We start from the raw sequence: 23,965 nt of genomic DNA on the forward strand, positions 1-23,965 counted from the left end.
CATGCACCACAGCGTCACACCGCGCACATGTCGCTCAAAGCGCGCAACTGTCGCTGTCGACCTGCTGGTTCGCCTGACGCCCCTTGGCGATGTCGTCCTTGATCTCGTCCAGGCTGAGTGCGTAACCGGTCTCGGCGTCGTCCAGGGACTTCGCGAAGACCACGCCGTAGACCCGGCCCTCGGGCGTGAGCAGCGGGCCTCCGGAGTTGCCCTGGCGGACGGTCGCGTACAGCGAGTACACGTCACGGCTGACGGTGCCGCGGTGGTAGATGTCCGGCCCGTTGGCCGTGATCCGCCCGCGGACCCGGGCGGCGCGCACGTCGTAGGAGCCGTTCTCCGGGAAGCCGGCGACGATCGCGCCGTTCCCGCTGGCGGCGTCCTGCGAGGAGAACCGCAGCGCGGGCGCGTCCAGATCCGGCACATCAAGTACGGCGATGTCGCGCCGCCAGTCGTAGAGGACGACCGTGGCGTCGTACTTGCGGCCCTCGCCGCCTATCTGCACGGTGGGTTCGTCGACGCCGCCCACCACGTGCGCGTTGGTCATCACGCGGCGCTCGCCGAAGACGAAGCCGGTGCCCTCCAGGACCTTGCCGCAGCCGGGCGCGGTCCCCATCACCTTCACGATGGACCTCCGGGCGCGCACCGCGACGGGGCTCCTCGCGAGCGCGGGGTCGGGGGGCTGGACCTCCTTGATCGGCTCGTTGGAGAACGGGCTGAAGACCTGCGGGAAGCCGTTCTGTGCGAGGACCGAGGTGAAGTCCTTGAACCAGGTGTCGGCCTGCGCGGGCATCGCCTCCGACACGCCCAGCAGCACCTTGGAGCCCCGCACCTCCCGCCCCAGCGTGGGCAGCGTGGTCTGCGCGAGGGCTGAGCCGATCAGCCATGCCACCAGCAGCATCGCCACGACATTGACCAGCGCGCCGCCGGTGGCGTCCAGGGCGCGGGCCGGGGACCAGGTGATGTACCGGCGCAGCTTGTTGCCCAGGTGGGTGGTCAGCGCCTGCCCGATCGAGGCGCAGACGATCACCACGACGATCGCGACGACCGCCGCCGTGGTGCTGACCTCGGCGTGGTCGGTCACCGCGGCCCAGATGACCGGCAGCGTGTACACGGCGACGAGACCGCCGCCCAGGAAGCCGATCACCGACAGGATGCCGACGACGAAGCCCTGGCGGTAGCCGACGACCGCGAACCAGACGGCCGCGACCAGCAACAGGATGTCCAGCACGTTCACCGCTTCGCGCCTCGCCTCATCAATTCGCGCTCACCACAGGCCGGCCGGGGGTCCGGGGGTCGCCCCGGGAAACACAGCCACGTCAGACACCCTGTCATGCGCGCCAGTCGAGCGGGACCTGGCGGTCGCGGTCCCAGGGGATCTCCCAGCCGGAGTAGTGCAGCAGACGGTCGATCACACCGGCCGTGAAGCCCCACACCAGCGCCGATTCGACCAGGAATGCCGGACCTCTGTGACCGCTGGGGTGGACGGTGGTGGCGCGGTTGGCGGGGTCCGTGAGATCCGCCACGGGCACCGTGAAGACCCGCGCGGTCTCCGCCGGGTCGACCACGCCGACCGGGCTCGGCTCGCGCCACCAGCCCAGCACCGGCGTCACCACGAACGAGCTGACCGGGATGTACAGCTTCGGCAGCACGCCGAAGAGCTGCACTCCGCGCGGGTCGAGGCCGGTCTCCTCCTCGGCCTCGCGCAGCGCGGCCCGCAGGGGGCCGTCCCCGGCGGGGTCACCGTCCTCGGGATCCAGGGCGCCGCCCGGGAAGGACGGCTGACCGGCATGCGACCTCAGCGACCCGGCGCGCTCCATCAGCAGCAGCTCGGGGCCCCGCTCACCCTCGCCGAACAGGATCAGCACGGCCGACTGGCGCCCCGCGCCGTCCTCGGGCGGCAGGAAGCGGCTGAGCTGCACCGGCTTGACCGTCTCGGCCGCTCGCACCACCGGGTCCAGCCACTTCGGCAGCCCGTCCTTGCTCAGCGTCACCGGGCCGCCCTGTGTGTTGCTCGCACGCGTCATCGCCACCCCCGTCGTCCTGCCCAGTACAACGCCCGGCGACACCGAGATCGTTCCGTCCGGCACCGAGATCGTTCCGCCCGACGCCCAGATCGTTCCGTCCGGCACCGAGCTGGTTCCGTCCGGCGCCGGGACTCTTCCGTCATCGGGACCTCAGCTCCCGGCCCCCAGCGGCGGGGCCGGCTTGCCGCCCGCGTCGAGGTAGGCCTGCGGCGGGTTGAGCCGCTGGCCGGGGAAGCCACCCTTTTCGTACTTCAGCAGCTTCTTCGCCTTCTCCTCGTCGGTCTCCCCCTCGCCGTACGCCGGGCACAGCGGGGCGATGGGGCAGGCACCGCAGGCGGGCTTGCGGGCGTGGCAGATGCGGCGGCCGTGCCAGATCACGTGGTGCGAGAGGTCCGTCCACTCGCTCTTCGGGAAGAGCGCGCCGATCGCGGCCTCGATCTTGTCCGGGTCGGTCTCCTCCGTCCACTTCCAGCGCCGCACGAGCCGCTGGAAGTGCGTGTCCACGGTGATGCCGGGCCGGCCGAACGCGTTCCCCAGAACGACGAACGCGGTCTTGCGGCCGACGCCGGGCAGCTTGACGAGGTCCTCGAGCCTGCCGGGCACCTCGCCGCCGAAGTCCTCCGCCAGCGCCTTCGACAGCCCTATCACCGACTTGGTCTTGGCCCGGAAGAAGCCGCAGGGGCGCAGGATATCCTCGACCTCCTCGGGGTTGGCCGCGGCGAGGTCCTCGGGTGTGGGGTACTTGGCGAAGAGCGCCGGGGTCGTCTGATTGACCCTCAGGTCGGTGGTCTGGGCGGACAGCACGGTCGCGACCAGCAGCTGGAAGGGGTTGGTGAAGTCCAGTTCGGGGTGGGCGTAGGGGTAGACCTCGGCGAGCTCGCGGTTGATCCGGCGAGCGCGGCGGACGAGGGCGGTACGGGACTCGCCCGACGGCGTCCTGTCGGCGATCGTCTGCGCCGGCGGGACGCCCTTGACGGCTGCGGTGGCCTTCTTGGGGGCGACGATCGCCTTCTTAAGGGCGGGGGCCTTCTTGACGGCGGGAGCCTTCTTCGCGGCGGCCTTCCTGACGCCGGGCTTCTTCGCGGCGGGCGCCTTCTTCGCCGCGGACGCCTTCTTCGCGGGCACCTTCTCGGCGGCAGCCGTCTTCTTGGCGGGTGCTGCCTTCTTGGCGGGTGCCGTCTTCTTCGCAGGCGTCTCCTTCGCGGCCGGCTCCTTCGCGGCCGCTCGCGTCTTCGCCGCCTTCTCTCCCGCTGCCGTCTTCCTCACGCCCTTCCTGTCGCTCTTCTCCCTCACCGCCCCGGGTGTGGCGTTTGTCGCATTTTCAGCATCGCCCGAGCCCTGTTCGCCCACAGCGGAATCACGACGTACAACCACCCGCCCAGCCCCCTTAGCCTGTGCTCTCACCGGCGATTTGGACACTCGGCCAGCCTAGAGCCCGGCACCGACATCCGCCCCGGACCGCGAAGATCGGCGTCCAATTGGCCCCCTGCCGCGTACCCCGGGACAGGTGTACGGCATCCTTGTGACAGATCACACTGTTTGGACCGTCCGGCAAAATGGGCACCACGGACCCCTGGTACACCGGGGGAACAAGATCCCCTGAGCAGGTCGAATAGGAGAGAACTCGTGGACGACGTTCTGCGGCGCAACCCGCTCTTCGCGGCGCTCGACGACGAGCAGGCCGCGGAGCTCCGCGCCTCCATGACGGAGGTGACCCTCGCACGCGGCGACTCCCTGTTCCACGAGGGTGACCCCGGTGACCGGCTGTACGTCGTCACCGAGGGCAAGGTGAAGCTGCACCGCACGTCCCCCGACGGGCGCGAGAACATGCTCGCGGTGGTCGGCCCCGGCGAGCTGATCGGTGAGCTGTCCCTGTTCGACCCGGGCCCCCGTACGGCCACGGCGACCGCGCTGACCGAGGTCAAGCTGCTGGGCCTGGGCCACGGCGACCTCCAGCCCTGGCTGAACGCCCGCCCCGAGGTGGCCTCCGCGCTGCTGCGCGCCGTCGCCCGGCGCCTGCGCAAGACCAACGACGCGATGTCCGACCTGGTCTTCTCCGACGTGCCCGGCCGTGTCGCGCGTGCCCTGCTGGACCTGTCCCGGCGCTTCGGCGTGCAGTCGGAGGAGGGCATCCACGTCGTCCACGACCTCACGCAGGAGGAGCTGGCCCAGCTGGTCGGCGCGTCCCGCGAGACGGTGAACAAGGCGCTCGCCGACTTCGCCCAGCGCGGCTGGCTGCGCCTGGAGGCGCGCGCCGTGATCCTGCTGGACGTGGAGCGTCTCGCGAAGCGTTCGCGCTGATCCCGGGCCCCGGGTAACGCCCCCTGCCCCGGGTAGCGACCCTGGCGCGGGGAAACGGCCCGGGCAGGGGGTGACGACCCGTGGCGAGGGAAACGCCCCCGGACACGGGGAACGGGGCGCGGGGAAACGACCCCTGGCGCGGGGAAGTGACCCCGGCCATGGCGACCGACCCGGGCACGGCGAAAAAACAGCTGCTCGGGCGCCTGCCCGCAGGCAGAGTGCGTCCATGGCCGACATCACCGTGCGTCCCGGACTGGACGCCCAGGGCTTCCTCACGCGTGAGGGAGCCCTCTCGCGCGTGCAGCCCCCGTTCCGTCCGGTCGTGGCCGCCGCCCGGGAGCGGCTGCCCGCCCTGTTCGGGCCACGGCTGCACAGCGCGTACCTCTACGGGTCGATCCCGCGCGGCACCGCACGCGTGGGCCGCAGCGACCTCGACCTGCTCCTGGCCCTGCGGGACGAGCCGACCGACGCCGACCGGGACGCCGTACGGGACCTCGGCGAGGTGCTCGACGAGCGGTTCGCGCAGATCGACGGCGTCGGCACGCTGCTGTTCGGCCGGGAGCGGCTGCTGAGCGAGGCCGAGCGCTACGACCTCGGCTGGTTCGTGGCCTGTCTGTGCACCCCGCTGTACGACGAGGACCTCGCCGGCCGCCTGCCGCGCTACCGGCCCGACTCACGGCTCGCCCGCGAGACCAACGGCGACCTCACCGCCCTGCTGCCCGGCTGGCGGGAACGCATCACCGGCGCCGGTGAGAGCGACCGCCTCCGGTGCGTGCGCTTCATGTCCCGCCACCTGGTCCGCACGGCGTTCACGCTGGTCATGCCCCGCTGGCAGGGCTGGACGAGCGACCTGCACGAGATGGCCGAGGCGTTCGCGGGCTACTACCCCCAGCGCGCCGAGCAGCTGCGCACCGCCGCACGATACGGCTACGACCCCGTGGCCGATCCGGACCTCCTGCGGGCGTACGTCGACGACCTCGGCCCCTGGCTCGCGCGGGAGTACACGCGCGTGCACGGCACGAAGGGCACGCGCGCGTAGGTCTTCATCGGCGCCCGCGGATAAGGCCGTACTAGATCAGCCCGTGCTCGCTGAGATAGTCCAGCTGGGCCCGCACCGACAGCTCCGCCGCCGGCCAGAGTGAGCGGTCGACGTCGGCGTACACGTGGGCTACGACCTGCTCGGGCGTGCGGTAGCCGTCCTCGACGGCCGTCTCGACCTGGGCGAGGCGGTGGGCGCGGTGGGCGAGGTAGAACTCGACTGCTCCCTGGGCGTCCTCCAGGACGGGCCCGTGGCCGGGCAGGACCGTGTGCACGCCGTCGTCGACGGTGAGCGAGCGCAGCCGGCGCAGCGAGTCCAGGTAGTCGCCGAGGCGCCCGTCGGGGTGCGCGACCATCGTCGTACCGCGACCGAGGATCGTGTCGCCGGTGAGGACCGCCCGGTCGGCCGGGAGGTGGAAGCACAGGGAGTCCGCGGTGTGGCCGGGCGTGGGGACGACCCGCAGCTCCAGCCCGCCGACGCTGATCACGTTCCCGGCGGCCAGACCCTCGTCGCCGAGCCGCAGCGCCGGGTCGAGGGCCCGCACGCGCGTGCCGGTGATCTCGGCGAAGCGGGCGGCGCCCTCGGCGTGGTCCGGGTGGCCGTGGGTGAGCAGGGTGAGGGCGACGCGTTTGCCGGCCTGCTCGGCGGTGTCGACGACTGCCCTCAGGTGGCCCTCGTGCAGCGGGCCGGGGTCGATCACGACGGCCAGTTCGGAGTCCGGCTCGGAGACGATCCAGGTATTGGTGCCGTCCAGGGTCATCGCGGAGGCGTTGGGCGCGAGGACGTTCACCGCGCGCGGTGTCGCCGGGCCGGTGCGGACCACGTCGCGTGGCTGGCCGGGAAGGGTGCTGGCGTCGGTCATGCTCAGGCTCCACCGGTCGGAAGCGTCGGGACGTGCTTGGTGAACTCGTCGTGGCCCGGCCAGGTCAGCACGACCTCGCCGTCCTCCAGCCGGGCCTCGGCCAGCACGGGCGTCAGATCACGGCCGGGCGCGGCGGCCAGCGCCTCGGCGGCACTCGCGCAGGGCGCGAGCTGACGCAGCGTCGCGATGGTGGGCGGCATCATCAGCAGCTCGCCCTTGTCGTACGACGCCGCCGCGTCGGCCGGGCGGATCCACACCGTGCGGTCGGCCTCCGTGGAGGCGTTGCGGGTGCGCTGACCCGCGGGCAGGGCTGCGACGAAGAAGAACGTGTCGTAGCGGCGGGGTTCGAACGCGGGGGTGATCCAGCGGGTCCAGGCGCCCAGCAGGTCGGAGCGCAGCACCAGGCCGCGTCGGTCCAGGAACTCGGCGAAGGACAGGTCGCGGGCGACCAGGGCGGCGCGGTCGGCCTCCCAGTCCTCGCCCGTGGTGTCGCCGACGACCGACTCGGGCGTGGGGCCCGCGAGCAGGACGCCGGCCTCCTCGTACGTCTCGCGCACGGCGGCGCAGACGACCGCCTGGGCCGCCGACTCGTCGTCCACTCCGAGCCGCTCGGCCCACCACGCACGCGTGGGGCCCGCCCAGCGGACCAGGGCGTCGTCGTCACGCGGGTCGACGCCGCCGCCGGGATAGGCGTACGCGCCCCCGGCGAAGGCCATGGAGGCGCGTCTGCGCAGCATGTGGACGGCCGGGCCGCCGTCGGCGTCCCTCAGCAGCATGACGGTCGCCGCGCGCTTGGGCGCGACCGGAGTGAGGGTGCCGTCCGCGAGCGCGCGGATGCGGTCCGGCCAGTCCGGGGGAAACCACTGCCCATTCGCCATGGCCGGAGGCTATCCCGTGGTGAGCGAATGTTCGAGAGGTGATCCGGAGCGGTGGCTCAGGGGGCCAGCTCGACCTGGATCTCGACCTCGACCGGCGCGTCCAGCGGCAGCACCGCCACGCCGACCGCGCTGCGCGCGTGCACGCCCTTGTCGCCGAGGACCTCGCCGAGCAGTTCGCTCGCGCCGTTGACCACACCGGGCTGGCCGGTGAAGTCGGACGCCGAGGCGACGAAGCCGACGACCTTCACCACGCGCGCGATGCGGTCCAGGTCGCCCACGACCGACTTCACGGCGGCCAGGGCGTTGAGGGCGCACGTGCGGGCCAGGTCCTTGGCCTCCTCGGGAGTGACCTCGGCGCCGACCTTGCCGGTGACGGGCAGCTTGCCCTCGACCATGGGCAGCTGACCCGCGGTGTACACGTACGGCCCGGACTGCACGGCCGGCTGGTAGGCGGCGAGCGGCGCCGCGACCTCCGGCAGCGTCAGCCCCAGCTCGGCGAGCTTCTCCTCGACGGCGCTCATGCCTGCTTCTCCCGCTTCAGGTAGGCCACCAGCTGCTCGGGGTTGTTCGGGCCGGGCACGACCTGCACGAGCTCCCAGCCGTCCTCGCCCCAGGTGTCCAGGATCTGCTTCGTGGCGTGGACGAGCAGCGGCACGGTGGCGTATTCCCACTTCTTGGTCATGGGGGGACTGTAGCCGCTGCACCGTGCGGCCCCTTTGACCTGCCCCCAGGACGTCTCTCGGCCCCGGTTTTCCACAGGCCGGCCCACCCTCCGCCACCCCGTTGTCCACAGCCTGCGGGTTGACGCGGACGCGGACTGGTTACGCTCGAAGACGTGAGCAGGCTCCAGGTCGTCAGCGGCAAGGGCGGGACCGGAAAGACGACGGTCGCCGCGGCCCTCGCGTTGGCCCTCGCGACGGAGGGGAAGCGGACGCTTCTCGTCGAGGTCGAGGGCCGACAGGGCATCGCGCAGCTCTTCGAGACGGAGGCGTTGCCGTATGAGGAACGCAAGATCGCCGTAGCCCCCGGGGGCGGGGAGGTGTTCGCCCTCGCCATCGACCCCGAACTGGCGTTGCTGGACTACCTCCAGATGTTCTACAAACTCGGCAGCGCCGGCCGCGCCCTGAAGAAGCTCGGCGCGATCGACTTCGCGACCACCATCGCGCCCGGCCTCAGGGACGTGCTCCTGACCGGCAAGGCGTGCGAGGCGGTGCGCCGCAAGGACCGGTCGGGACGGTTCGTCTACGACTACGTCGTGATGGACGCGCCACCCACCGGCCGCATCACCCGGTTCCTGAACGTCAACGACGAGGTCGCCGGGCTCGCGAAGATCGGCCCGATACACAATCAGGCGCAGGCCGTGATGCGGGTGCTGAAGTCGGCGGAGACCGCCGTGCACCTGGTCACCCTGCTGGAGGAGATGCCGGTCCAGGAGACCGCGGACGGCATCGCCGAGCTGCGGTCGGCGCGGCTGCCGGTGGGCCGGATCATCGTGAACATGGTGCGGCCCGGGCTGCTGGACGGGGCCGAGCTGGACCTCGTACGGACCACGCCGCGCGCGGCCCTCGCGCAGTCGCTGTCCGCGGCCGGCCTCGGCGGGGCGCGCCGCGGCGGGCACGCCGAGCGGCTGGTGGACCCGCTGCTGAAGCAGGCCGAGGAGTACGCCGAACGGCACGCGCTGGAGCAGGAGCAGCGGGCCGTGCTCGGTGAGCTGGGCCTGCCGTTGCACGAACTGCCGCTGCTCGCCGAGGGCATGGACCTGGCGGGCCTGTACGAACTCGCCACCGAACTGCGGAAGCAGGGGATCGCATGAGCCCGGACCCGGCCCACGCCCCGGCGGGGACCCGCACCTCGGACGGGGCCCGCGCCTCCGAGGGGACCCGCGCCACGGACGGTGCCCGCGCGGCGGAGGGGGCCCGCGGGCTCTCCCCCGCGCGCGTGCTCGACGTCGACCCGATCCTCGACGACCCGAAGACGCGCATCGTGGTGTGCTGCGGCTCGGGCGGCGTCGGGAAGACGACGACCGCGGCGGCGCTCGGCCTGCGTGCCGCCGAGCGCGGCCGCAAGGTGGTCGTGCTCACCATCGACCCCGCCAAGCGGCTCGCGCAGTCCATGGGCATCGACTCGCTCGACAACGTCCCGCGCCGGGTCAAGGGCATCGAGGACTCCGCCGGCGGCGAGCTGCACGCGATGATGCTCGATATGAAGCGCACCTTCGACGAGATCGTCGAGGCGCACGCGGACGGCGAGCGGGCCGCCACGATTTTGAACAACCCCTTCTACCAGTCGCTCTCCGCGGGCTTCGCCGGTACGCAGGAGTACATGGCGATGGAGAAGCTGGGCCAGCTGCGGGCGCGGAACGAGTGGGACCTGATCGTGGTCGACACCCCGCCGTCCCGCTCCGCTCTGGACTTCCTGGACGCGCCCAAGCGGCTGGGCTCGTTCCTGGACGGCCGGCTGATCCGGCTGCTGACGGCGCCGGCGAAGCTGGGCGGCCGGGCCGGGATGAAGTTCCTCAACGTCGGCATGTCGATGATGACCGGCACGCTCGGCAAGCTGCTCGGCGGTCAGCTGCTCAAGGACGTCCAGACGTTCGTGGCGGCCATGGACACGACGTTCGGCGGGTTCCGCACGCGCGCGGACGCGACGTACAAGCTGTTGCAGGCGCCCGGGACGGCGTTCCTGGTGGTCGCGGCCCCGGAGCGGGACGCGTTGCGCGAGGCCGCGTACTTCGTGCAGCGGCTGGCGGCGGAGAAGATGCCGCTCGCCGGGCTGGTGCTCAACCGCGTCCACGGCAGCGGCGCCGCCCAGCTCTCGGCCGAGCGGGCGCTGGCCGCCGCGGAAAATCTTGAGGAAGCCCGCATTGTGGATCAGGGGGGTGGGAAAGCTGGACTTCGTAACTCTCCCGACACGTACGGAAGTTCAGCATCGACAAGCGCCGAAGGCCCCGAGAACTCCGAAAACCCCGAGAACTCCGACGGCACCGCGCACGCCGAGGTCACCGAGAACCCTGACGGCACCGAGGACGAGGCTCCCCCGCCCGCCGAGGACGGCACCCGGAACGTCGATCAGCTCACCGCGGGCCTGCTGCGGCTGCACGCCGAGCGGATGCAGCTGCTCTCCCGCGAGCAGCGCACACGCGACCGCTTCACCGCGCTCCACCCCGAGGTGGCGGTGACCGAAGTGGCTGCGCTGCCCGGTGATGTGCACGACCTCGCGGGACTGCGGGACATCGGAACGAAGCTCGCGACCAACCGGCCGGAGCTGCCCTGACGCGACAGCCAGCCCGAGCCGGCGTAACGCGACAACCGGCCGGAACCGCCGCAGCGCGACCAACCGGCCGCACGTCGGCGTACCGGCGCGTCGTCAGCGCGGACGGCGAGAGCACGCTCACCGCCGGCCGAGGACGCCGTACCTGTGCGCGGACCCGTCAGCTCACCGCCGCGTACACCTGCTCGTCGTCGAGCGGAAGGATGCCCGCGCCGCGTTCGTACTCCGTGCGCGCGGTCTCCAGCAGCCGGCGCCAGGAGGTGACGGTCGGTCGCCGGCGCAGCAGAGCGCGGCGCTCCCGTTCCGTCATGCCTCCCCACACGCCGAACTCGACGCGGTTGTCGAGCGCGTCGGCCAGGCATTCGGTGCGTACCGGGCATCCGGTGCACACCGCCTTGGCCCTGTTCTGCGCTGCTCCCTGAACGAACAGTTCATCCGGATCGGTAGTGCGGCAGGCCGCCTGCGCACTCCAGTCGGTTACCCAGCCCATACCGGCGCCGTCCTCTCCCGAATCGAGGCTCCCCCACGGCGGCAGCGGCATATTCACCGCCGCCAGTTGAGGACGTTACGGAAGGTGGGCACAGCGCAACACCCCCAGCGGGCCCAATCTTGAATGGCCCGAACGGACTATGGGGAAGCGGCAGATCACCCGGGCGAGTGAGCCGACGACATATGCGACTCTCCCGACGAAGCGGGACAGTTCCGGCTCGCCACAACGGACGCCGCATGACACACAAGGCGGATTCGGACACGCCGCCACCGCAGAAAACATCTGCGACAGCAAGCCTCCGGAACGATTCGGGGTCGCCGGACGTATTGATACATGGCCGCACTGCTGTGACAGTTGAGAGCAGCTTAGGCCAAGGCATATACGCGTGTCCGGCGAATGAGAACGTAGGCTGCCCTCATGCCAAAGAAGCGCTCGGGCGGTGGTCTGTCGCCCACGCAGCAGGCCGCCAAGTTCGTAGGGGTCAGTGTGCTCGCGGGAGCGGTGCTGGCCGGTATCGCGCTGCCCGCGGTCGGCGCGCTGGGCCTGGCCGCCAAGGGCTCGGTGGAGAGCTTCGACGAACTCCCGGTCAGCCTGAAGACCCCGCCGCTGAGCCAGCGCACCGCCATCCTCGACGCCGACGGCGGCCAGATCGCGACGGTCTACTCCCGTGACCGCACGGTGGTGGCCCTGAAGGACATCTCGCCGTACATGCAGAAGTCGATCGTCGCGATCGAGGACTCGCGCTTCTACCAGCACGGCGCGATCGACCTGAAGGGCGTGCTGCGCGCGCTGAACAAGAACGCGCAGAGCGGCGGCGTCGCCCAGGGCGCGTCCACGCTCACCCAGCAGTACGTGAAGAACGTCTTCGTGGAGGAGGCCGGCGACGACCCGACAAAGGTCGCGGAGGCCACCCAGCAGACCCTCGGCCGCAAGATCAAGGAACTGAAGTTCGCGATCCAGGTCGAGGAGGAGCTGGGCAAGAAGAAGATCCTCGAGAACTACCTGAACATCACCTTCTTCGGTGAGCAGGCCTACGGCGTCGAGGCCGCCTCCCAGCGGTACTTCTCCAAGTCCGCCAAGGACCTGAACCTCCAGGAGTCGGCCCTGCTGGCCGGCATCGTCCAGTCCCCGAGCCGCTACGACCCGGTGAACGACGAGGCGGAGGCCACCAAGCGGCGCAACATCGTGCTGCAGCGGATGGCCGAGGTCGGCGACGTCTCCCAGGCCGAGGCGGACCGCGCCAAGGCGGCCCCGCTCGGCCTGAAGGTCAGCAAGCCCAAGAACGGCTGCATCACGGCGGCCAAGGGCGCCGGCTTCTTCTGCGACTACGTCCGCGAGGTCTTCCTGACCGACCCGGCCTTCGGCAAGACGCGCACGGAGCGGGCGAAGGTCTGGAACCAGGGCGGTCTGACCATCCGCACCACGCTCGACCCGCAGGCCCAGGAGTCGCTGCAGGACTCGGTGCGCCGGCACGTGAACAAGAGCGACGACGTGGCGACCGCCGCGACCGTCGTCCAGCCCGGCACCGGCAAGATCCTCGCGATGGGCCAGTCACGGCCCTACGGCTTCGGCAAGAACGAGACCCAGATCAACCTCTCGGTCAACCAGAGGATGGGCGGCGGGGCCGGCTACCAGTCCGGTTCGACGTTCAAGCCGATCGTGGCGGCCGCGGCGCTGGAGGGCGGCATGCCCGCCACGAAGTCGTACCCCTCGCCGTACTCGATGGAGTACCCGCACCCGGTGGCGGCCTGCGACGGCAGGAGGTGGGACGAGAAGGGCGCCAAGCTCACCAACGAGAACGAGTCGGAGTCCGGCCCGTACTCGATGAAGGAGGCGACGGCGAAGTCCGTCAACACCTACTTCGTGCAGATGATCAGCGAGATCGGCATCTGCCCGGTGACCGAGATGGCGCAGAAGATGGGCGTACAGCGAGCCGACGGCAAGAAGATCGACCAGGCGCCGTCGATCGCGCTGGGCACCCAGGAGGTGTCCCCGCTGACCATGGCGAACGCGTATGCGACCTTCGCCTCCCGCGGGATGTACTGCACGCCGGTCGCGATCGAGTCGATCACGCAGCGGGTCGGCGACCAGACGAAGTCCCTCCCGGTGCCGAAGTCGACCTGCTCGCGGGCGATGTCCGAGAAGACCGCCGACACGGTCAACACGCTGCTGCGCGGCGTCGTCGAGGACGGCACCGGCAAGCAGGCGGGCCTGGGCAGCCGCCCGAGCGCGGGCAAGACCGGTACGACGGACGAGCGGTTCGCGGCCTGGTTCGTGGGCTACACGCCGAACATGGCGGGCGCGGTGTGGGTCGGCGACCCGGCGCACAAGCGCAAGATGCAGCAGATCTCCATCGGCGGCGTCTGGCACGACAAGGTCTACGGCGGTGAGGTCCCGGGCCCCATCTGGAAGGACATGATGTCCGGGGCGCTCCAGGGCAGGCCGGCTCCCGACTTCACGCTGGTCAACATCCCGGGCGGCGACAAGCCCGCGGACAAGGGCGACGGCAACGGCCGTGACGACGGCAACAACGGCGGCGGCCAGGGTAACGGCGGCAACGACGGCCTCCCCTTCCCGCTGCCGTCCTTCACCCTCCCGGACGGCTTGTTCCAGGGCCAGGGCAACGGCGGCAACAACGGCCGCGGCCACGGGGGGAACGGGCCGTGACCCGGGTGCCCGGCCGACGGCGGTGACACCGACGAGGTGACTACGACGATGGGGGCGCCCCTTGCGCAAGGGGCGCCCCCATCGTCGTGCCGGCAGAGCCGGTCAACCGTTGGGCCGGGAGCCGGCAGTCGGCAGTCGGCAGTCGGCAGTCGGCAGGGTCCGGTGTCAGCCCGCGAGGTGCTTCTTCACCGCGGCGGCGACGCGGCCGCCCTCGGCCTGGCCGGCCACCTTCGGGTTCACGATCTTCATGACGGCGCCCATGGCCCGCGGGCCCTCGGCACCGGCGGCCTTGGCCTCCGTCACGGCCTGGGAGACGATCGCGTCGAGCTCGTCGTCGGACAGCTGCTTGGGCAGGTAGGCGGCGAGGACCTCGCCCTCCGCCTTCTCCCGCTCGGCCTGCTCGGCGCGACCGCCCTGGGCGAAGGCCTCGGCGGCCTCCCGGCGCTTCTTCGCCTCGCGGGTGATCACCTTCTGCACCTCGTCGTCGGAGAGCTCGCGCTTCTCCTTGCCCGCGACCTCCTCCTTGGTGATCGCGGTGAGCGTCAGCCGGAGCGTCGAGGAGCGGAGCTCGTCGCGCTCCTTGATCGCGGAGTTGAGGTCTTCCTGCAGCTTCGACTTGAGCGTGGTCATGGGGGCGATTGTCGCAGGTGCGGCGGGCGCGACGCCCGCTGATTAATTGTGGAGCGCGGTTTGTGCCCACGGGCGGGTGTCCGCAGGGTTCGTTGTCCACAGGTTCGGTTGTCCACAGGTCGGCGCGGCCGGGTGAGCGCATCTGACACGATGTCCGTATGCGCGCGCGATACAAGGTCCCCCTGGGAATCGCGGCGGCTGGCGCCGCCGGTCTGGTGTACGCGGCGGGCTTCGAGGCCCGCTCCTTCCGTCTGCGACGGGTGACGATCCCGGTCCTGCCGTCCGGGATGCGCCCCCTGCGCGTGCTGCAGGTCTCCGACATCCACATGGTCTCCGGCCAGCGCAAGAAACAGCGCTGGCTGCGCTCGCTGGCCGGTCTGCGCCCCGACTTCGTGATCAACACGGGCGACAACCTCTCCGACCCGGAGGGCGTGCCCGAGGTGCTGGACGCGCTCGGCCCGCTGATGGACTTCCCGGGGGCGTACGTCTTCGGCTCCAACGACTACTACGGCCCCCGCCTGCGCAACCCCGCCCGCTACCTGGTCGAGAAGGTCCAGGGCAAGCACGGTCTGAACGGCAACCCGCCCGCCGTCGCCGTGGTCCACAACCCCTGGGAGGACCTCCGTGACGCCTTCGACGCGGCCGGCTGGCTGAACCTGACCAACACACGCGGGATGCTGAAGATCGACGGGGTCTCCGTGGAGATGACGGGTCTGGACGACCCGCACATCAAGCGGGACCGCTACGCCCGGGTGGCCGGCGGCCCCTCCGGTTCGGCCGACTTCTCGATGGGCGTGGTCCACGCGCCCTACCTGCGGGTGCTGGACTCCTTCGCGGCGGACGACTACCCGCTGGTCCTGGCCGGCCACACGCACGGCGGCCAGCTGTGCATCCCGTTCTACGGCGCCCTGGTCACCAACTGCGATCTGGACACGGACCGTGTGAAGGGCCTGTCGACGCACACGGCCGAGGGCCGCACCGCCTACCTCCACGTCTCCGCGGGCTGCGGCACGAACCGCTACACCCCGGTCCGCTTCGCCTGCCCACCGGAGGCGACGCTGCTGACGCTGGTGGGCAAGGACTGACCGGGACGACGGCCGGGTGAGGTGAGGCGGCCCCGGACGGGTCCGGAAGACCGGGAGGCCGCCGGGGGCGCAGAGCCCCGACGGCCCGGAGAGTGGACAGGCCGCCGGGGGCCGTACCCCGGACGGCCCAGCCCGAAAGGCCCCCTTGCCCCTTTCCGCCTAGTTTGGGGAGCATGACCGCCCCCATACCCAGGGACATCCCGGACCTGCCCGCGATCCCGGGAACCCACCCCGCCGTACTGCGCTCACCGGTCCCCGCCGCGGCGGTGGTCCCCCCGGTACGCCGCCCGCTCACGGCGGCGTACCGCGTACTGATCGCCCTGCTCGCCATCGCGGGAGTGACGCTCTACGTCCTCCTCGGCAGTCCCGCACGGGTTCTGTCCTACTTCACGATCCAGAGCAGCATCCTGCTGGCCGTCGTCTGCCTCTTCTCGGCCCGCCGCGCCTGGACGGCCCGCCGCCCCCTCCCCTCGGTCCTGACCGGCGCCACACTGCTCTACGTCGTGATCACGGCCCTCGTCTACCACCTGCTCCTGGCGAACACGGCGAGCCCGTTCTCCATGGCCGGAGCCGGCGCCCCGACCGGCTGGCAGGCGGTGGCCAACCAGCTGCTGCACACGGTCGCCCCGGCAGCCGCGGTCCTGGACTGGCTGCTGCTCACCACCCCCGGCCACCTGCACCTGCGCCAGGCGGCGACGTGGCTCGGGTACCCCTTGGCCTACCTGGCCTTCTCCCTGGTCCGGGCGGAGTTCCTGCTGCCCGGCACACCGGCCCGCTACCTCTACCCGTTCCTCGACGTGGAGCAGCACGGGTACAAGAGCGTGCTGGCGAACGCGCTGCTCCTGGGTCTGTCCTTCTACGCCCTGGCGATCGTCCTCGTGATCCTCGACCACGTCCGCCCCAACCCGCTGCGACGCCACCCGCGCCCGCGCTCCAGAACCGGATTTCGTCTACAGCCGCCAGTGGGCTAAAGTAAACGTCGTCGCCGCGACAAGCAGCGACATCGGGGTGTAGCGCAGCTTGGCAGCGCGCTTCGTTCGGGACGAAGAGGTCGTGGGTTCAAATCCCGCCACCCCGACGCTGGTCAGAGGCCAGGTACTGATATCAGTACCTGGCCTCTGTCGTGCTCGGGGGCCGAACAGGGGGCCGGAGGCTCCTGACCGAGCCGAGCAGGCGGTCGCCTCGCGACGCCGGGCAGAGATCAGCGGTGAGCGCGGGGTCGGCCTGCTTGTGGTTCAGCGCCTTGCTCGGGCGCCCCGGTCGCCGGATCTGCGCGTCGCCGGGAATTCGGCCCCGCCGTCCAGCCAGTCGTCGCCGCCGTCCGGGCTCAGGTCTTTCGGCTCGGCTTCACCGGTGAACGGAGGCAGGCAGTGGCCTCTCCTCGCCGAAAAAACTCAAAGGACAATCCGCTGGACTCATTACACATTGAACGGGGCGCAATCGACCCGGACTCATACGACAAGCACCGTATCCAAAAGTTTCACCACATCGCCTCACTCGTTTGCCGCGCATCTGGAGGAGCACGGAATGCGTTAGCGGACTATGACGAAAGCAAGTGTCTTTTCCTCGGCCCCCTCCGGGCCGACGGCGGAGAAGCTCCCGGCGGCCCGTGGCGTGGCGGTAGGGCGATACATCTTCACACCGGCGTCGGCGTACTCGTCGCCCGACGCCAGCGGCACCCTGCACGGAGACGGCGCGAAGGTCGAACTGCGGGTCACTGAGACCCTACTCAGAGAACTCCTCGTGCTGCTGGACACGGTCCAGGAGGAGCTCGGTCGGCGGTGGGCCAGCCAGGGGCATCCCGATTGCCTCGCATCCCGCATGTGACGGAGGCGAACTTTCGTGAATCGCGATTATCCGGATCACTGGTTCACCCGGCACGATGAATATCTCGGTGCCTACCAGGACGGGCAGTCGACGGGTTGGCACATGGCCGGGGCCGAGACGCTGCATTCGATGACCTCGCCGGTAGCGGGCTGGGATCCCGTCGAGGAACTCACCTACCTCCTGCAGGACGCCGTGACGGCGGAGCAGGTGGCTGCCGTCCCACCCCCTCGCAGCGAGCCGTCCCCCGGCATCGACCGCACCGACGACCCGATGGACAACCTGGTCAAGCTCACCAGTGAGTTGCCGCCCATCCGGCGCTTCTCCGCCGGGCATCGGAAGGTGCGGGCCCGCGAACCCCGCTTCACGAGGTTGCAGACCCTCAGCTACGTCATCGCCGCAATCGCCTGCGTCATCGTTTCGATGGTGAGTGTTTTCGGCGGCATGGTGGCCTACGCACCTCTGCTGCACGTCGCGCCGGGTACAAAGGGCGCCATGGCTCAGGCGTGGCCTCTTCTGATCTATGGACCCTGGATGGTGGCCTCGCTCTCCATCCTGCGGGCCGCCCTGCACCGACGGCGCGCGCTGCACTCCTGGTTCGTCGTTCTGCTGTTTTCCTCCCTCGCGATGATCCTCTGCGTGGCCGAGGCCGACAGGACGTTCACGAGTATCGCCGCAGCCGCCTTGCCGGCCATCGCATCCCTGGCCTGCTTCCAACAGCTGGTCCGTCAGATCACTCTCACTCGGCCACCTCGTCGGAGGACCTCACGTCGCCGGCAACGCCTCACTCCCGCACCTCCGGAGTCCGCGAAGGGCAAAAGGGCATAGCCTCGCGCATGACTCACGCCCCTGAATAGCCGAACCCGGATGTGTACGGGTTTTCTGGCATGCCCTCTCTCCCGTCCACGTCGTAGAGATTTGCTGGATCCGGAATTCGTCGAGGTGGGCGGGTCAGGGCAAGACCGATGAGGCCACGGGCCGGCGGATGTACTGCCACCACGCCACGCGCGTGCCGCCCGGCGTGGAGTGAGTGCCTGGGCCTTGCTGACCGTCAGGGTCCGGAGGGCCGCTGGGCCGGGCTCGACACCGCCGTCGTCTTCGGTCCGACCGGTCAGGGGGTGACCAGCACCGTCCTGCACGACATCGACGGGCCCGTCGGCCACGCACAGCAGATGCTCACCGTTCGGCCGCTTCGCCGATCGGGCCTGCGCTGTCCGCGTCCGTCTTCATCGCCCTGGCCTCGCTCTTGAGGATGCGCAGGGACTTGCCCAGGCCGCGGGCGGCTTCCGGCAGCTTCTTGGAGCCGAACAGCACGATGATGACGATCGCCACGATCAGCAGGTGCCAGGGCTCCAGGCCGTTGCGGAGCATGCGGTCCTCTTTCTTCTCGGTCGGGCAGCCACTCATTCACTTGCTTTATTGCGCAAGTGCATAGCGTACGGCGCCGGGTCGACGCTTCACGCGTCCGAGTCCGGCTTCGTCCGGGCCGCCGCGTACGCCTCGGCCGGTGTCATGGGCACGCCGTTCAGCTCCACCGTCTTGTACGGGCTGACCTTGGCGCAGGTCTTGGCCTGGTCGGCCGTCTGGGCATGGGCGTCCGCCGTGGCCGCCTTGGTGTCGGCCGGGGCCGGTGCGGAGGCGGTGCCCGGGTAGCTCGTGCCGGACGGCCAGTCGCCGCCGATCACCAGGGTCAGGCCCGCGCCGGTGCCTTCCTTCAGGTGCGAGGCGGGCAGGTTCAGCGCCTTCGCCACCGTCTCGGCCTGCGCCTTCTGCCCGGCGCCGTAGGCCAGGGTCGTCGACGCGGTGCGGCTCGGGGCGTTCGCCGTGCCCGCGCTGCGGCTGAAGCCCTGCTCCGTCAGCGCCGCCGCGACCGCGGAGGCCCGGCCGGTGATCGGCGTGCCGTTCTCCACCGTCACCGCGATCTGCGACGCCGGGACGGGCGGCGTGGACTCCTCGGCGGTGGCGTCTCCGGCGGGCGAGGCCGCCGGGGAGGGCTTCGCGCCCTGCGTCGCCGACAGCGACTGGTCGTTCGCCATGGTCGCGAAGAGGGTCCTCGCACCCGGGCCCACCACGACACGGTCGCGGTTGCGCGGGTCGGGAGCCGTCTGCATCGTCGTGAACGTCATGGCCTTGGTCGGGACCTTGTCCACGTCCGTCGCCAGGGCGACCAGCTTGCGCACGCTGCCGAGGCCGTCGTCCACGGTCAGCGCCTTGGTCGCGGCGTCGGCGAGGTCGTAGACCGCGGTGGGGTCGGTGAGCGTGCCGGCGCTCTTGAACTTGCGGAGCATCGCGCTGAGGAAGATGTGCTGGGAGACGGTACGGCCCAGGTCGCTGCCGTCACCGAAGCCGTGCCGCGAGCGGACGAACTGCAGGGCCGCCACGCCCTTGAGCGTGTGGGGACCCCGCGACAGCTTCAGGTGCGAGTACGTGTCGTAGACGTTGTCGCTGACGCAGACCGAGACGCCGCCGACCGCGTCGGACATCTTCACCACGCCGGAGAAGTCCAGCTTCACGAAGTGGTCGATGGGGATGCCGGTGAGCTGGTGGACGGTGGCCACCTGGCAGGCGGGGCCGTACTCCAGGGCGCTGTTGATCTGGCCGTAGTAGCCGGGGGTCGAGCGGCCGGTCTCGGTGTTCTTGCACGCCGGGACCTGGGTCATCGTGTCGCGCGGGATGCTCATCACGGTCGCGTTGGAGCGGTCGGCGGATATGTGCACCACCATCTCCACGTCCGCGTTGCTGCCGCTCTGCACCCCGGTCTTCGCGCAGCCGCCGCCGAGCTTGCAGTCCTCCTCGCTGGTCCGGCCGTCCGAGCCCATGACCAGGATGTTGATCGGGGTGCGGCCGAAGGCGTCCGCCGTTTCCGTGCCGCCCTTGCCGTCCAGCGAGACGCTGTTGATGTTGCCGTTCAGGTGCTCGTAGAACCACCAGCCGACGCCGGCCGTGACGAGGACGAGGAACGACAGGCAGATGCCGGCGGCCCTCAGCAACCGCCTGCCCCGGCTCATCCGCCCGGACCGTCGCCGTGCGGTGCCGTGCGGGCGGGAGCGTCCGCGCGGACCGGCGCCGTCAGCCCGGCGGTCCCGCTGACGAGGCGCCGGCCGGTCCGCCGTACGGCGCCTGCCGGCCTGGCCGGTCGGGCGACCACCGTCGGGACCGGTCGGGCGGCCACCGTCAGGACCGGTCGCGCGGCCGCCGTCCGGACCCGCCGTGCGGCCGCCGTCCGCCCCGGGTCCGCGCCCGCCGGGCACCCGGGTGCCGCGGTGGCGCGTGGTCCGGCCGCCCGGGCCGTTCCACGGCTCGCTCATCTGCCACTCCCCCTGAACGGTCGGGCGCGTTGCTTGCGTGATTGCGCAATCTAACAAACATGAAGCCGTGGCAGTACGGCACCTGCTCGGTACCACCAACCCTTTACAGGGGAGGCACGTGCGCGGCGCACGGTTCCACGAGGTCGGTCACATCACAATGCCCCGCGGGCGGCAGCGCCGTTCGTAGCGGGCTCTCGCCGCCAGCAGGAACACCGCGTACACGGCCAGAACGGCGGCGAGGAGGGCGTAGTACACGGCCGGGAGGGTGGTCAGGCCCAGGGCCGGGCCGAGCGGGGACGGCGGGAGGGCCAGGCCCACCGCGACCAGGGCGAGCGCCGCCCAGGTCACGGGTCCCGGTCGGCGTCCGGACCCGCCCCGACCTCCCCACGCTCCGGCCGCCCGGCGGCCGGCCCGGAGCAGCAGCATGACCAGGGCCTGGGTGAGGAGGTTCTCCGTGAACCAGCCGGAGTGGAACACGGCCTGATCGTCCCCGGTGCCCGGACCGTCCAGGGTGAGCGCGAGGACCGCGAAGGTGGCGAGGTCGGCGACCGCGTTGAGCGCGCCGAAAACGGTGAGGAAGCGCAGCATGTCGCGCGGCCGCAGCAGCGTCGGCCGGCGCAGCACGGCGGGGTGCGGGCGGTCGTGGGCGAAGGCGAGCTGGGCGGCGTCGAAGAACAGGTTCTGCACGAGGACCTGGGCCGGGAGCATCGGCAGGAAGGGCAGCAGCAGCCCCGCCGAGAGCATCGCGATCACGTTGCCGAGGTTGGAGGACAGCGTGACCCGCAGATACGTCGCGATGTTGCCGCCCGCCCGCCGGCCCGCGGCGATGGCGTGGGCGATCGCGGTGAGGTCCTTCTCGGCGAGGACGACGTCGGCGCCCTCGCGGGCCACGTCGGCCGCGTCGCGCGGTGCGATACCGACGTCGGCGGCGCGCAGCGCGGGCAGGTCGTTGACGCCGTCGCCGAGGAATCCGACGGTGTGCCCGGCGGCGCGCAGGGCGCCCGTGATCCGCGCCTTGTGGTCCGGTGTGCAGCGCGCGAAGACGGTCGTACGGCCGGCCAGGTCGGCGAGGGCCGCGTCGCTGAGGGAGTCCACGCGGTCGGCGACGACGGCCTCATCGGTGACGGGGACGCCCAGGTCGCGGCAGGCGCGGGCGGCGGTGGCCGGGTGGTCGCCGGTGAGGATCTTGACCGTGACGCCGCTGCCGGCCAGGTCCCGCAGCGCGTCGGCGGCGCTCGGGGTGAGCGCGTCGCGCAGGGTGACCAGGCCGCGGAAGGTGAGGCCGCGCTCGTCGGCCGGGGTGTAGGGGCGGGTACGGGCGGGGCGCTCGGCGGTCGCGACCGCCAGGACGCGCAGGCCGTCACCGGCGTGGCGGGCGGCGAGGGCGTGGGCGCGGGCGCGCTCACTGTCGGTGAGCGCGCACCGCTCCAGGACGGACGCGGCGTCTCCCTTGACGACCAGGGTGTGCCTGCCTAGGCGGCCGGGCGTGCGCACGACGGCCGTCGCGAGACGCCGCAGCGGGTCGAAGGGCAGCGCGGCGACACCGTGGTAGGCCATGAGGTCGGCTTCTGGGGCGTACGCCGTGGCCTCCGACTGCGGGACGCACGCCGTTGCCTCCGGCTCCGGGGCGTACGCCATCGCCTCCGGCTGCGGGACGTACGCCGTTGCCTCGCGGTCCGGGGGGTACGGCATGGCGGCGGGGCCGGTGGCGTACGCCGTCGGCTCACGCTCGTCGGCAGGCGCCGGCAGCACCGCCTCCAGCAGTGCGTCGTCCAGCGCGTCCGGTTCCGGCAGGTCGGCCAGGTGCAGGGTCCACCAGGCGTTGACGGCAGCCCAGTGCAGGACGTCGGGGTCGTCGCGGCCGGCCGGGTCGAAGGCGCTGTCGACCACGGGACGGTCCTGTGTGAGGGTGCCGGTCTTGTCCACGCACAGCACGTCGGCGGCGCCGAGGTCGTGCAGCGCGGGCAGCCGGCGGACGATCACGCCGTGGGACCGGGCGAGCAGCGAGGCGCCGCGGGCCAGGCAGGTGGTGACCAGGACGGGAAGCATCTCCGGGGTCAGCCCGACGGCCACCGCCACGGCGAACGGCAGTGTCTCCAGCCCCCGGTCGCGCAGCGCCGCGTTGGCCATGAGGACCAGCGGCGGCGTCAGCAGCATGAAGCGGATGAGGATCCAGGAGATGCCGTGGACCGACCGGTCGAAGGCGCTCGCCGGCCGCCGCTCGGGCTGCCGGGCGTGGGCGGCGGCGAGGCGGGTCCGCGCACCGGTCGCGGTGACCACGGCGGTGGCGCTGCCGGAGGCGACGCTGCTGCCCTGGAAGCAGTACTGCGGCTGCTCCAGCCCCCCACCGGTCCTACCACCGGACCCACCGGCCCCGGTGGCCCCGGTGGCCCCGGTGGCCCCGACGGCCCCGACAACCCCCATTGCCCCGATTGCCTCGACGCGCCCCACACCCTCGGCGACGCACCCGATCGCCCCGGCGCCCCCGACGGCCCCGGCGCCCCCGACCGCCTCGGCCGACTTGGCGACCGGCGCCGACTCCCCCGTCAGCGCCGACTGATGCACCGTCAGGCCGTGTGCCCGCAGCAGCCGTACGTCCGCCGGAACCACGTCACCCGGTCCCAGCCGGACGACGTCGCCGGGGACCAGTTCGCCGACCGGGATCTCCCGGCTGACGGGCGCCGCGCCCTCGTCGGCCCGGCGCCGCACGGTGGCCGTGGTGGCGACCAGCCGCCGCAGCGCGGCCGTGGACCGGTCGGCCCGGTGCTCGCCGCTCGCGCGCAGCACGCAGCTCACCACGACCAGCAGCAGGATCACCGCCGCGGTCCCCCAGGCGAGGACGGCGGCCGACACCAGTCCGAGGCAGAGCAGCACCGCGGTGAACGGCTCCCGCGCACTGCGCGCGAACAGCCGCGGCCAGGACGCCTCGCGGCGCGCCGGCAGCACGTTGTCGCCGCAGCGGGCCAGCCGCTCCTGCGCCTGCGCCTCCGTCAGGCCCCGCGGCCCGCTGCCGAGTTCGCGCAGTACCTCCAGCACCGTGCCGGAGCCACGGCGATCGGCGTCCCACGCCGCCGCGCCCGGCCCCGGGGCCGCGGTGCTCTCAGCCACCGATCGCTCTCAGCCGCCGATCCGGCGCAGCCGGTGGGCCGGAACGGCGCTCTGCTCGGCGCGGGCGGTCATCTGGCCGACCATGACCCTGACCAGCGTGACGATGTCCGGGTCGTCGATGTAGTAGACCTGCCGCCGGCCCTCGCGCCGGGAGCGGACGAGCCCGGCGAGTTTCAGTTTGGCCAGGTGCTGGCTGACCGCGGGCAGCGCGCCGCCCACCCGGTTCGCGAGGTGCGTCACGTCGCTCTCGCCCTGCGCCAGGGCCCACATCAGGTGGAGCCGGGCCGACGACGCGAGCAGTCCGAACGCGGCGGCCGCCTCCGCCAGCACCTCGGCGGGCGGGTCCTCGAAGCCCCCGACGTTCTCCGTCACAGCCCTCTCCCGTCCCACCCTGTTCCCAGCCGACGCCTGTGCGCCCACCCATCGTAGAAGGGGCGGGCCACCACCTTCGTTCGTACGGCGGTGAGCGGTCACGCCCT

Annotated in this window: 21 protein-coding genes, 1 tRNA gene and 1 pseudogene; 10 read left to right on the plus strand and 13 right to left on the minus strand. The window is 71.6% G+C overall.

Going from position 1 to position 23,965, the window contains the following annotated elements; all coding sequences use genetic code 11:
- Nucleotides 1-34: 34 nt before the first annotated feature.
- The 3 genes from ACZ67Q_RS28645 to nth all read right to left on the minus strand — a co-directional run bounded on the left by ACZ67Q_RS28645 (nucleotide 35) and on the right by nth (nucleotide 3,290).
- Nucleotides 35-1,234, minus strand: a complete 1,200-nt coding sequence (locus ACZ67Q_RS28645) for a MarP family serine protease (RefSeq protein ID WP_471187820.1) — start codon at nucleotides 1,232-1,234, stop codon at nucleotides 35-37.
- Between the two features lie 94 nt (nucleotides 1,235-1,328).
- Nucleotides 1,329-2,024 carry an NUDIX hydrolase gene (locus tag ACZ67Q_RS28650; RefSeq protein ID WP_471187823.1) on the minus strand — a complete coding sequence of 232 codons (696 nt, stop codon included), beginning with the start codon at nucleotides 2,022-2,024 and terminating at the stop codon, nucleotides 1,329-1,331.
- 150 nt (nucleotides 2,025-2,174) lie between these two features.
- Nucleotides 2,175-3,290 carry an endonuclease III gene (nth, locus tag ACZ67Q_RS28655; RefSeq protein ID WP_471187826.1) on the minus strand — a complete coding sequence of 372 codons (1,116 nt, stop codon included), beginning with the start codon at nucleotides 3,288-3,290 and terminating at the stop codon, nucleotides 2,175-2,177.
- Between the two features lie 360 nt (nucleotides 3,291-3,650).
- Here nth and ACZ67Q_RS28660 point away from each other — a divergent pair, with 360 nt between their 5' ends.
- Together ACZ67Q_RS28660 and ACZ67Q_RS28665 are read left to right on the plus strand one after the other, a co-directional pair.
- Nucleotides 3,651-4,325, plus strand: a complete 675-nt coding sequence (locus ACZ67Q_RS28660; protein ID WP_103781265.1) for a Crp/Fnr family transcriptional regulator — start codon at nucleotides 3,651-3,653, stop codon at nucleotides 4,323-4,325.
- Between the two features lie 226 nt (nucleotides 4,326-4,551).
- The gene (locus ACZ67Q_RS28665; RefSeq protein WP_471187829.1) at nucleotides 4,552-5,364 is read left to right on the plus strand and encodes a nucleotidyltransferase; all 813 of its coding nucleotides are present in this window, start codon (nucleotides 4,552-4,554) and stop codon (nucleotides 5,362-5,364) included.
- A gap of 31 nt (nucleotides 5,365-5,395) precedes the next feature.
- On the opposite strand, the gene ACZ67Q_RS28670 is transcribed toward ACZ67Q_RS28665, so the two are convergent.
- Genes ACZ67Q_RS28670 through ACZ67Q_RS28685 form a run of 4 tightly spaced genes read right to left on the minus strand, consistent with a single transcriptional unit; the run spans nucleotide 5,396 to nucleotide 7,786 of the window.
- The gene (locus tag ACZ67Q_RS28670) at nucleotides 5,396-6,226 is read right to left on the minus strand and encodes an MBL fold metallo-hydrolase (protein ID WP_469814856.1); all 831 of its coding nucleotides are present in this window, start codon (nucleotides 6,224-6,226) and stop codon (nucleotides 5,396-5,398) included.
- A 2-nt stretch (nucleotides 6,227-6,228) separates the two neighbouring features.
- Nucleotides 6,229-7,104: an NUDIX hydrolase gene (locus ACZ67Q_RS28675; protein ID WP_471187833.1), complete on the minus strand. Its 876-nt coding sequence runs from the start codon at nucleotides 7,102-7,104 to the stop codon at nucleotides 6,229-6,231.
- Between the two features lie 56 nt (nucleotides 7,105-7,160).
- Complete coding sequence (locus tag ACZ67Q_RS28680; protein WP_471187835.1) at nucleotides 7,161-7,625, minus strand: RidA family protein; 465 nt, start codon at nucleotides 7,623-7,625, stop codon at nucleotides 7,161-7,163.
- Nucleotides 7,622-7,786 (minus strand): DUF4177 domain-containing protein, encoded by a 165-nt coding sequence (locus tag ACZ67Q_RS28685; RefSeq protein ID WP_136744038.1) that lies wholly within the window; start codon nucleotides 7,784-7,786, stop codon nucleotides 7,622-7,624. The genes ACZ67Q_RS28680 and ACZ67Q_RS28685 overlap by 4 nt, the downstream gene beginning before the upstream one ends.
- A gap of 153 nt (nucleotides 7,787-7,939) precedes the next feature.
- Between ACZ67Q_RS28685 and bagA the strand changes: the two genes are divergently transcribed.
- Nucleotides 7,940-8,917 carry an ATPase BagA gene (gene bagA / locus ACZ67Q_RS28690; protein WP_471187840.1) on the plus strand — a complete coding sequence of 326 codons (978 nt, stop codon included), beginning with the start codon at nucleotides 7,940-7,942 and terminating at the stop codon, nucleotides 8,915-8,917.
- The gene (bagB, locus tag ACZ67Q_RS28695) at nucleotides 8,914-10,377 is read left to right on the plus strand and encodes an ATPase BagB (RefSeq protein WP_471187843.1); all 1,464 of its coding nucleotides are present in this window, start codon (nucleotides 8,914-8,916) and stop codon (nucleotides 10,375-10,377) included. Before bagA ends, bagB begins: the two co-directional genes overlap by 4 nt.
- A gap of 157 nt (nucleotides 10,378-10,534) precedes the next feature.
- Here bagB and wblA read toward each other — a convergent pair whose 3' ends face one another.
- The gene (gene wblA, locus ACZ67Q_RS28700) at nucleotides 10,535-10,864 is read right to left on the minus strand and encodes a transcriptional regulator WblA (protein WP_361634194.1); all 330 of its coding nucleotides are present in this window, start codon (nucleotides 10,862-10,864) and stop codon (nucleotides 10,535-10,537) included.
- A 417-nt stretch (nucleotides 10,865-11,281) separates the two neighbouring features.
- Here wblA and ACZ67Q_RS28705 point away from each other — a divergent pair, with 417 nt between their 5' ends.
- A complete protein-coding gene (locus ACZ67Q_RS28705; protein WP_471187847.1) occupies nucleotides 11,282-13,531 on the plus strand; it encodes a transglycosylase domain-containing protein in 2,250 nt (749 codons plus the stop codon).
- A 165-nt stretch (nucleotides 13,532-13,696) separates the two neighbouring features.
- Here ACZ67Q_RS28705 and ACZ67Q_RS28710 read toward each other — a convergent pair whose 3' ends face one another.
- Nucleotides 13,697-14,161 (minus strand): GatB/YqeY domain-containing protein, encoded by a 465-nt coding sequence (locus ACZ67Q_RS28710; RefSeq protein ID WP_471187850.1) that lies wholly within the window; start codon nucleotides 14,159-14,161, stop codon nucleotides 13,697-13,699.
- Between the two features lie 158 nt (nucleotides 14,162-14,319).
- Here ACZ67Q_RS28710 and ACZ67Q_RS28715 point away from each other — a divergent pair, with 158 nt between their 5' ends.
- The 5 genes and pseudogenes from ACZ67Q_RS28715 to ACZ67Q_RS28735 form a co-directional block, all read left to right on the plus strand.
- Nucleotides 14,320-15,246 (plus strand): metallophosphoesterase, encoded by a 927-nt coding sequence (locus ACZ67Q_RS28715; protein ID WP_471187853.1) that lies wholly within the window; start codon nucleotides 14,320-14,322, stop codon nucleotides 15,244-15,246.
- A gap of 173 nt (nucleotides 15,247-15,419) precedes the next feature.
- Complete coding sequence (locus ACZ67Q_RS28720) at nucleotides 15,420-16,217, plus strand: Pr6Pr family membrane protein (protein ID WP_471187856.1); 798 nt, start codon at nucleotides 15,420-15,422, stop codon at nucleotides 16,215-16,217.
- Nucleotides 16,218-16,250: 33 nt separating this feature from the next.
- Nucleotides 16,251-16,324, plus strand: a tRNA-Pro gene (locus ACZ67Q_RS28725).
- Nucleotides 16,325-17,088: 764 nt separating this feature from the next.
- Nucleotides 17,089-17,898 carry a DUF2637 domain-containing protein gene (locus tag ACZ67Q_RS28730; RefSeq protein ID WP_471187859.1) on the plus strand — a complete coding sequence of 270 codons (810 nt, stop codon included), beginning with the start codon at nucleotides 17,089-17,091 and terminating at the stop codon, nucleotides 17,896-17,898.
- A gap of 230 nt (nucleotides 17,899-18,128) precedes the next feature.
- Nucleotides 18,129-18,320 (plus strand): annotated as a pseudogene (locus ACZ67Q_RS28735) (hypothetical protein); the annotation flags it as partial.
- On the opposite strand, the gene tatA reads toward ACZ67Q_RS28735, so the two are convergent.
- The 4 genes from tatA to ACZ67Q_RS28755 form a co-directional block, all read right to left on the minus strand.
- Nucleotides 18,247-18,441, minus strand: a complete 195-nt coding sequence (gene tatA, locus ACZ67Q_RS28740) for a Sec-independent protein translocase subunit TatA (protein ID WP_471188098.1) — start codon at nucleotides 18,439-18,441, stop codon at nucleotides 18,247-18,249. The pseudogene ACZ67Q_RS28735 and the gene tatA sit on opposite strands and share 74 nt — an antisense overlap.
- 86 nt (nucleotides 18,442-18,527) lie before the next feature.
- Nucleotides 18,528-20,078, minus strand: a complete 1,551-nt coding sequence (locus ACZ67Q_RS28745) for an LCP family protein (protein ID WP_471187861.1) — start codon at nucleotides 20,076-20,078, stop codon at nucleotides 18,528-18,530.
- A 447-nt stretch (nucleotides 20,079-20,525) separates the two neighbouring features.
- Nucleotides 20,526-23,486, minus strand: coding sequence for an HAD-IC family P-type ATPase (locus tag ACZ67Q_RS28750; RefSeq protein ID WP_471187863.1), 2,961 nt, complete (start codon nucleotides 23,484-23,486; stop codon nucleotides 20,526-20,528).
- Between the two features lie 9 nt (nucleotides 23,487-23,495).
- The gene (locus ACZ67Q_RS28755; protein WP_471187866.1) at nucleotides 23,496-23,858 is read right to left on the minus strand and encodes an ArsR/SmtB family transcription factor; all 363 of its coding nucleotides are present in this window, start codon (nucleotides 23,856-23,858) and stop codon (nucleotides 23,496-23,498) included.
- Nucleotides 23,859-23,965: the final 107 nt, after the last annotated feature.

The organism is Streptomyces sp. NPDC036813 (assembly GCF_055609245.1).

Bases quoted from the DNA above. Each gene is read 5' to 3' on its own strand.
- tatA (WP_471188098.1), bottom strand. From the start codon at position 18,441: ATGCTCCGCAACGGCCTGGAGCCCTGGCACCTGCTGATCGTGGCGATC.
- bagB (WP_471187843.1), top strand. From the start codon at position 8,914: ATGAGCCCGGACCCGGCCCACGCCCCGGCGGGGACCCGCACCTCGGAC.
- ACZ67Q_RS28665 (WP_471187829.1), top strand. From the start codon at position 4,552: ATGGCCGACATCACCGTGCGTCCCGGACTGGACGCCCAGGGCTTCCTC.
- ACZ67Q_RS28685 (WP_136744038.1), bottom strand. From the start codon at position 7,786: ATGACCAAGAAGTGGGAATACGCCACCGTGCCGCTGCTCGTCCACGCC.
- ACZ67Q_RS28720 (WP_471187856.1), top strand. From the start codon at position 15,420: ATGACCGCCCCCATACCCAGGGACATCCCGGACCTGCCCGCGATCCCG.
- ACZ67Q_RS28715 (WP_471187853.1), top strand. From the start codon at position 14,320: ATGCGCGCGCGATACAAGGTCCCCCTGGGAATCGCGGCGGCTGGCGCC.
- ACZ67Q_RS28675 (WP_471187833.1), bottom strand. From the start codon at position 7,104: ATGGCGAATGGGCAGTGGTTTCCCCCGGACTGGCCGGACCGCATCCGC.
- ACZ67Q_RS28710 (WP_471187850.1), bottom strand. From the start codon at position 14,161: ATGACCACGCTCAAGTCGAAGCTGCAGGAAGACCTCAACTCCGCGATC.
- ACZ67Q_RS28705 (WP_471187847.1), top strand. From the start codon at position 11,282: ATGCCAAAGAAGCGCTCGGGCGGTGGTCTGTCGCCCACGCAGCAGGCC.
- wblA (WP_361634194.1), bottom strand. From the start codon at position 10,864: ATGGGCTGGGTAACCGACTGGAGTGCGCAGGCGGCCTGCCGCACTACC.
- ACZ67Q_RS28745 (WP_471187861.1), bottom strand. From the start codon at position 20,078: ATGAGCCGGGGCAGGCGGTTGCTGAGGGCCGCCGGCATCTGCCTGTCG.
- ACZ67Q_RS28650 (WP_471187823.1), bottom strand. From the start codon at position 2,024: ATGACGCGTGCGAGCAACACACAGGGCGGCCCGGTGACGCTGAGCAAG.
- ACZ67Q_RS28680 (WP_471187835.1), bottom strand. From the start codon at position 7,625: ATGAGCGCCGTCGAGGAGAAGCTCGCCGAGCTGGGGCTGACGCTGCCG.
- ACZ67Q_RS28670 (WP_469814856.1), bottom strand. From the start codon at position 6,226: ATGACCGACGCCAGCACCCTTCCCGGCCAGCCACGCGACGTGGTCCGC.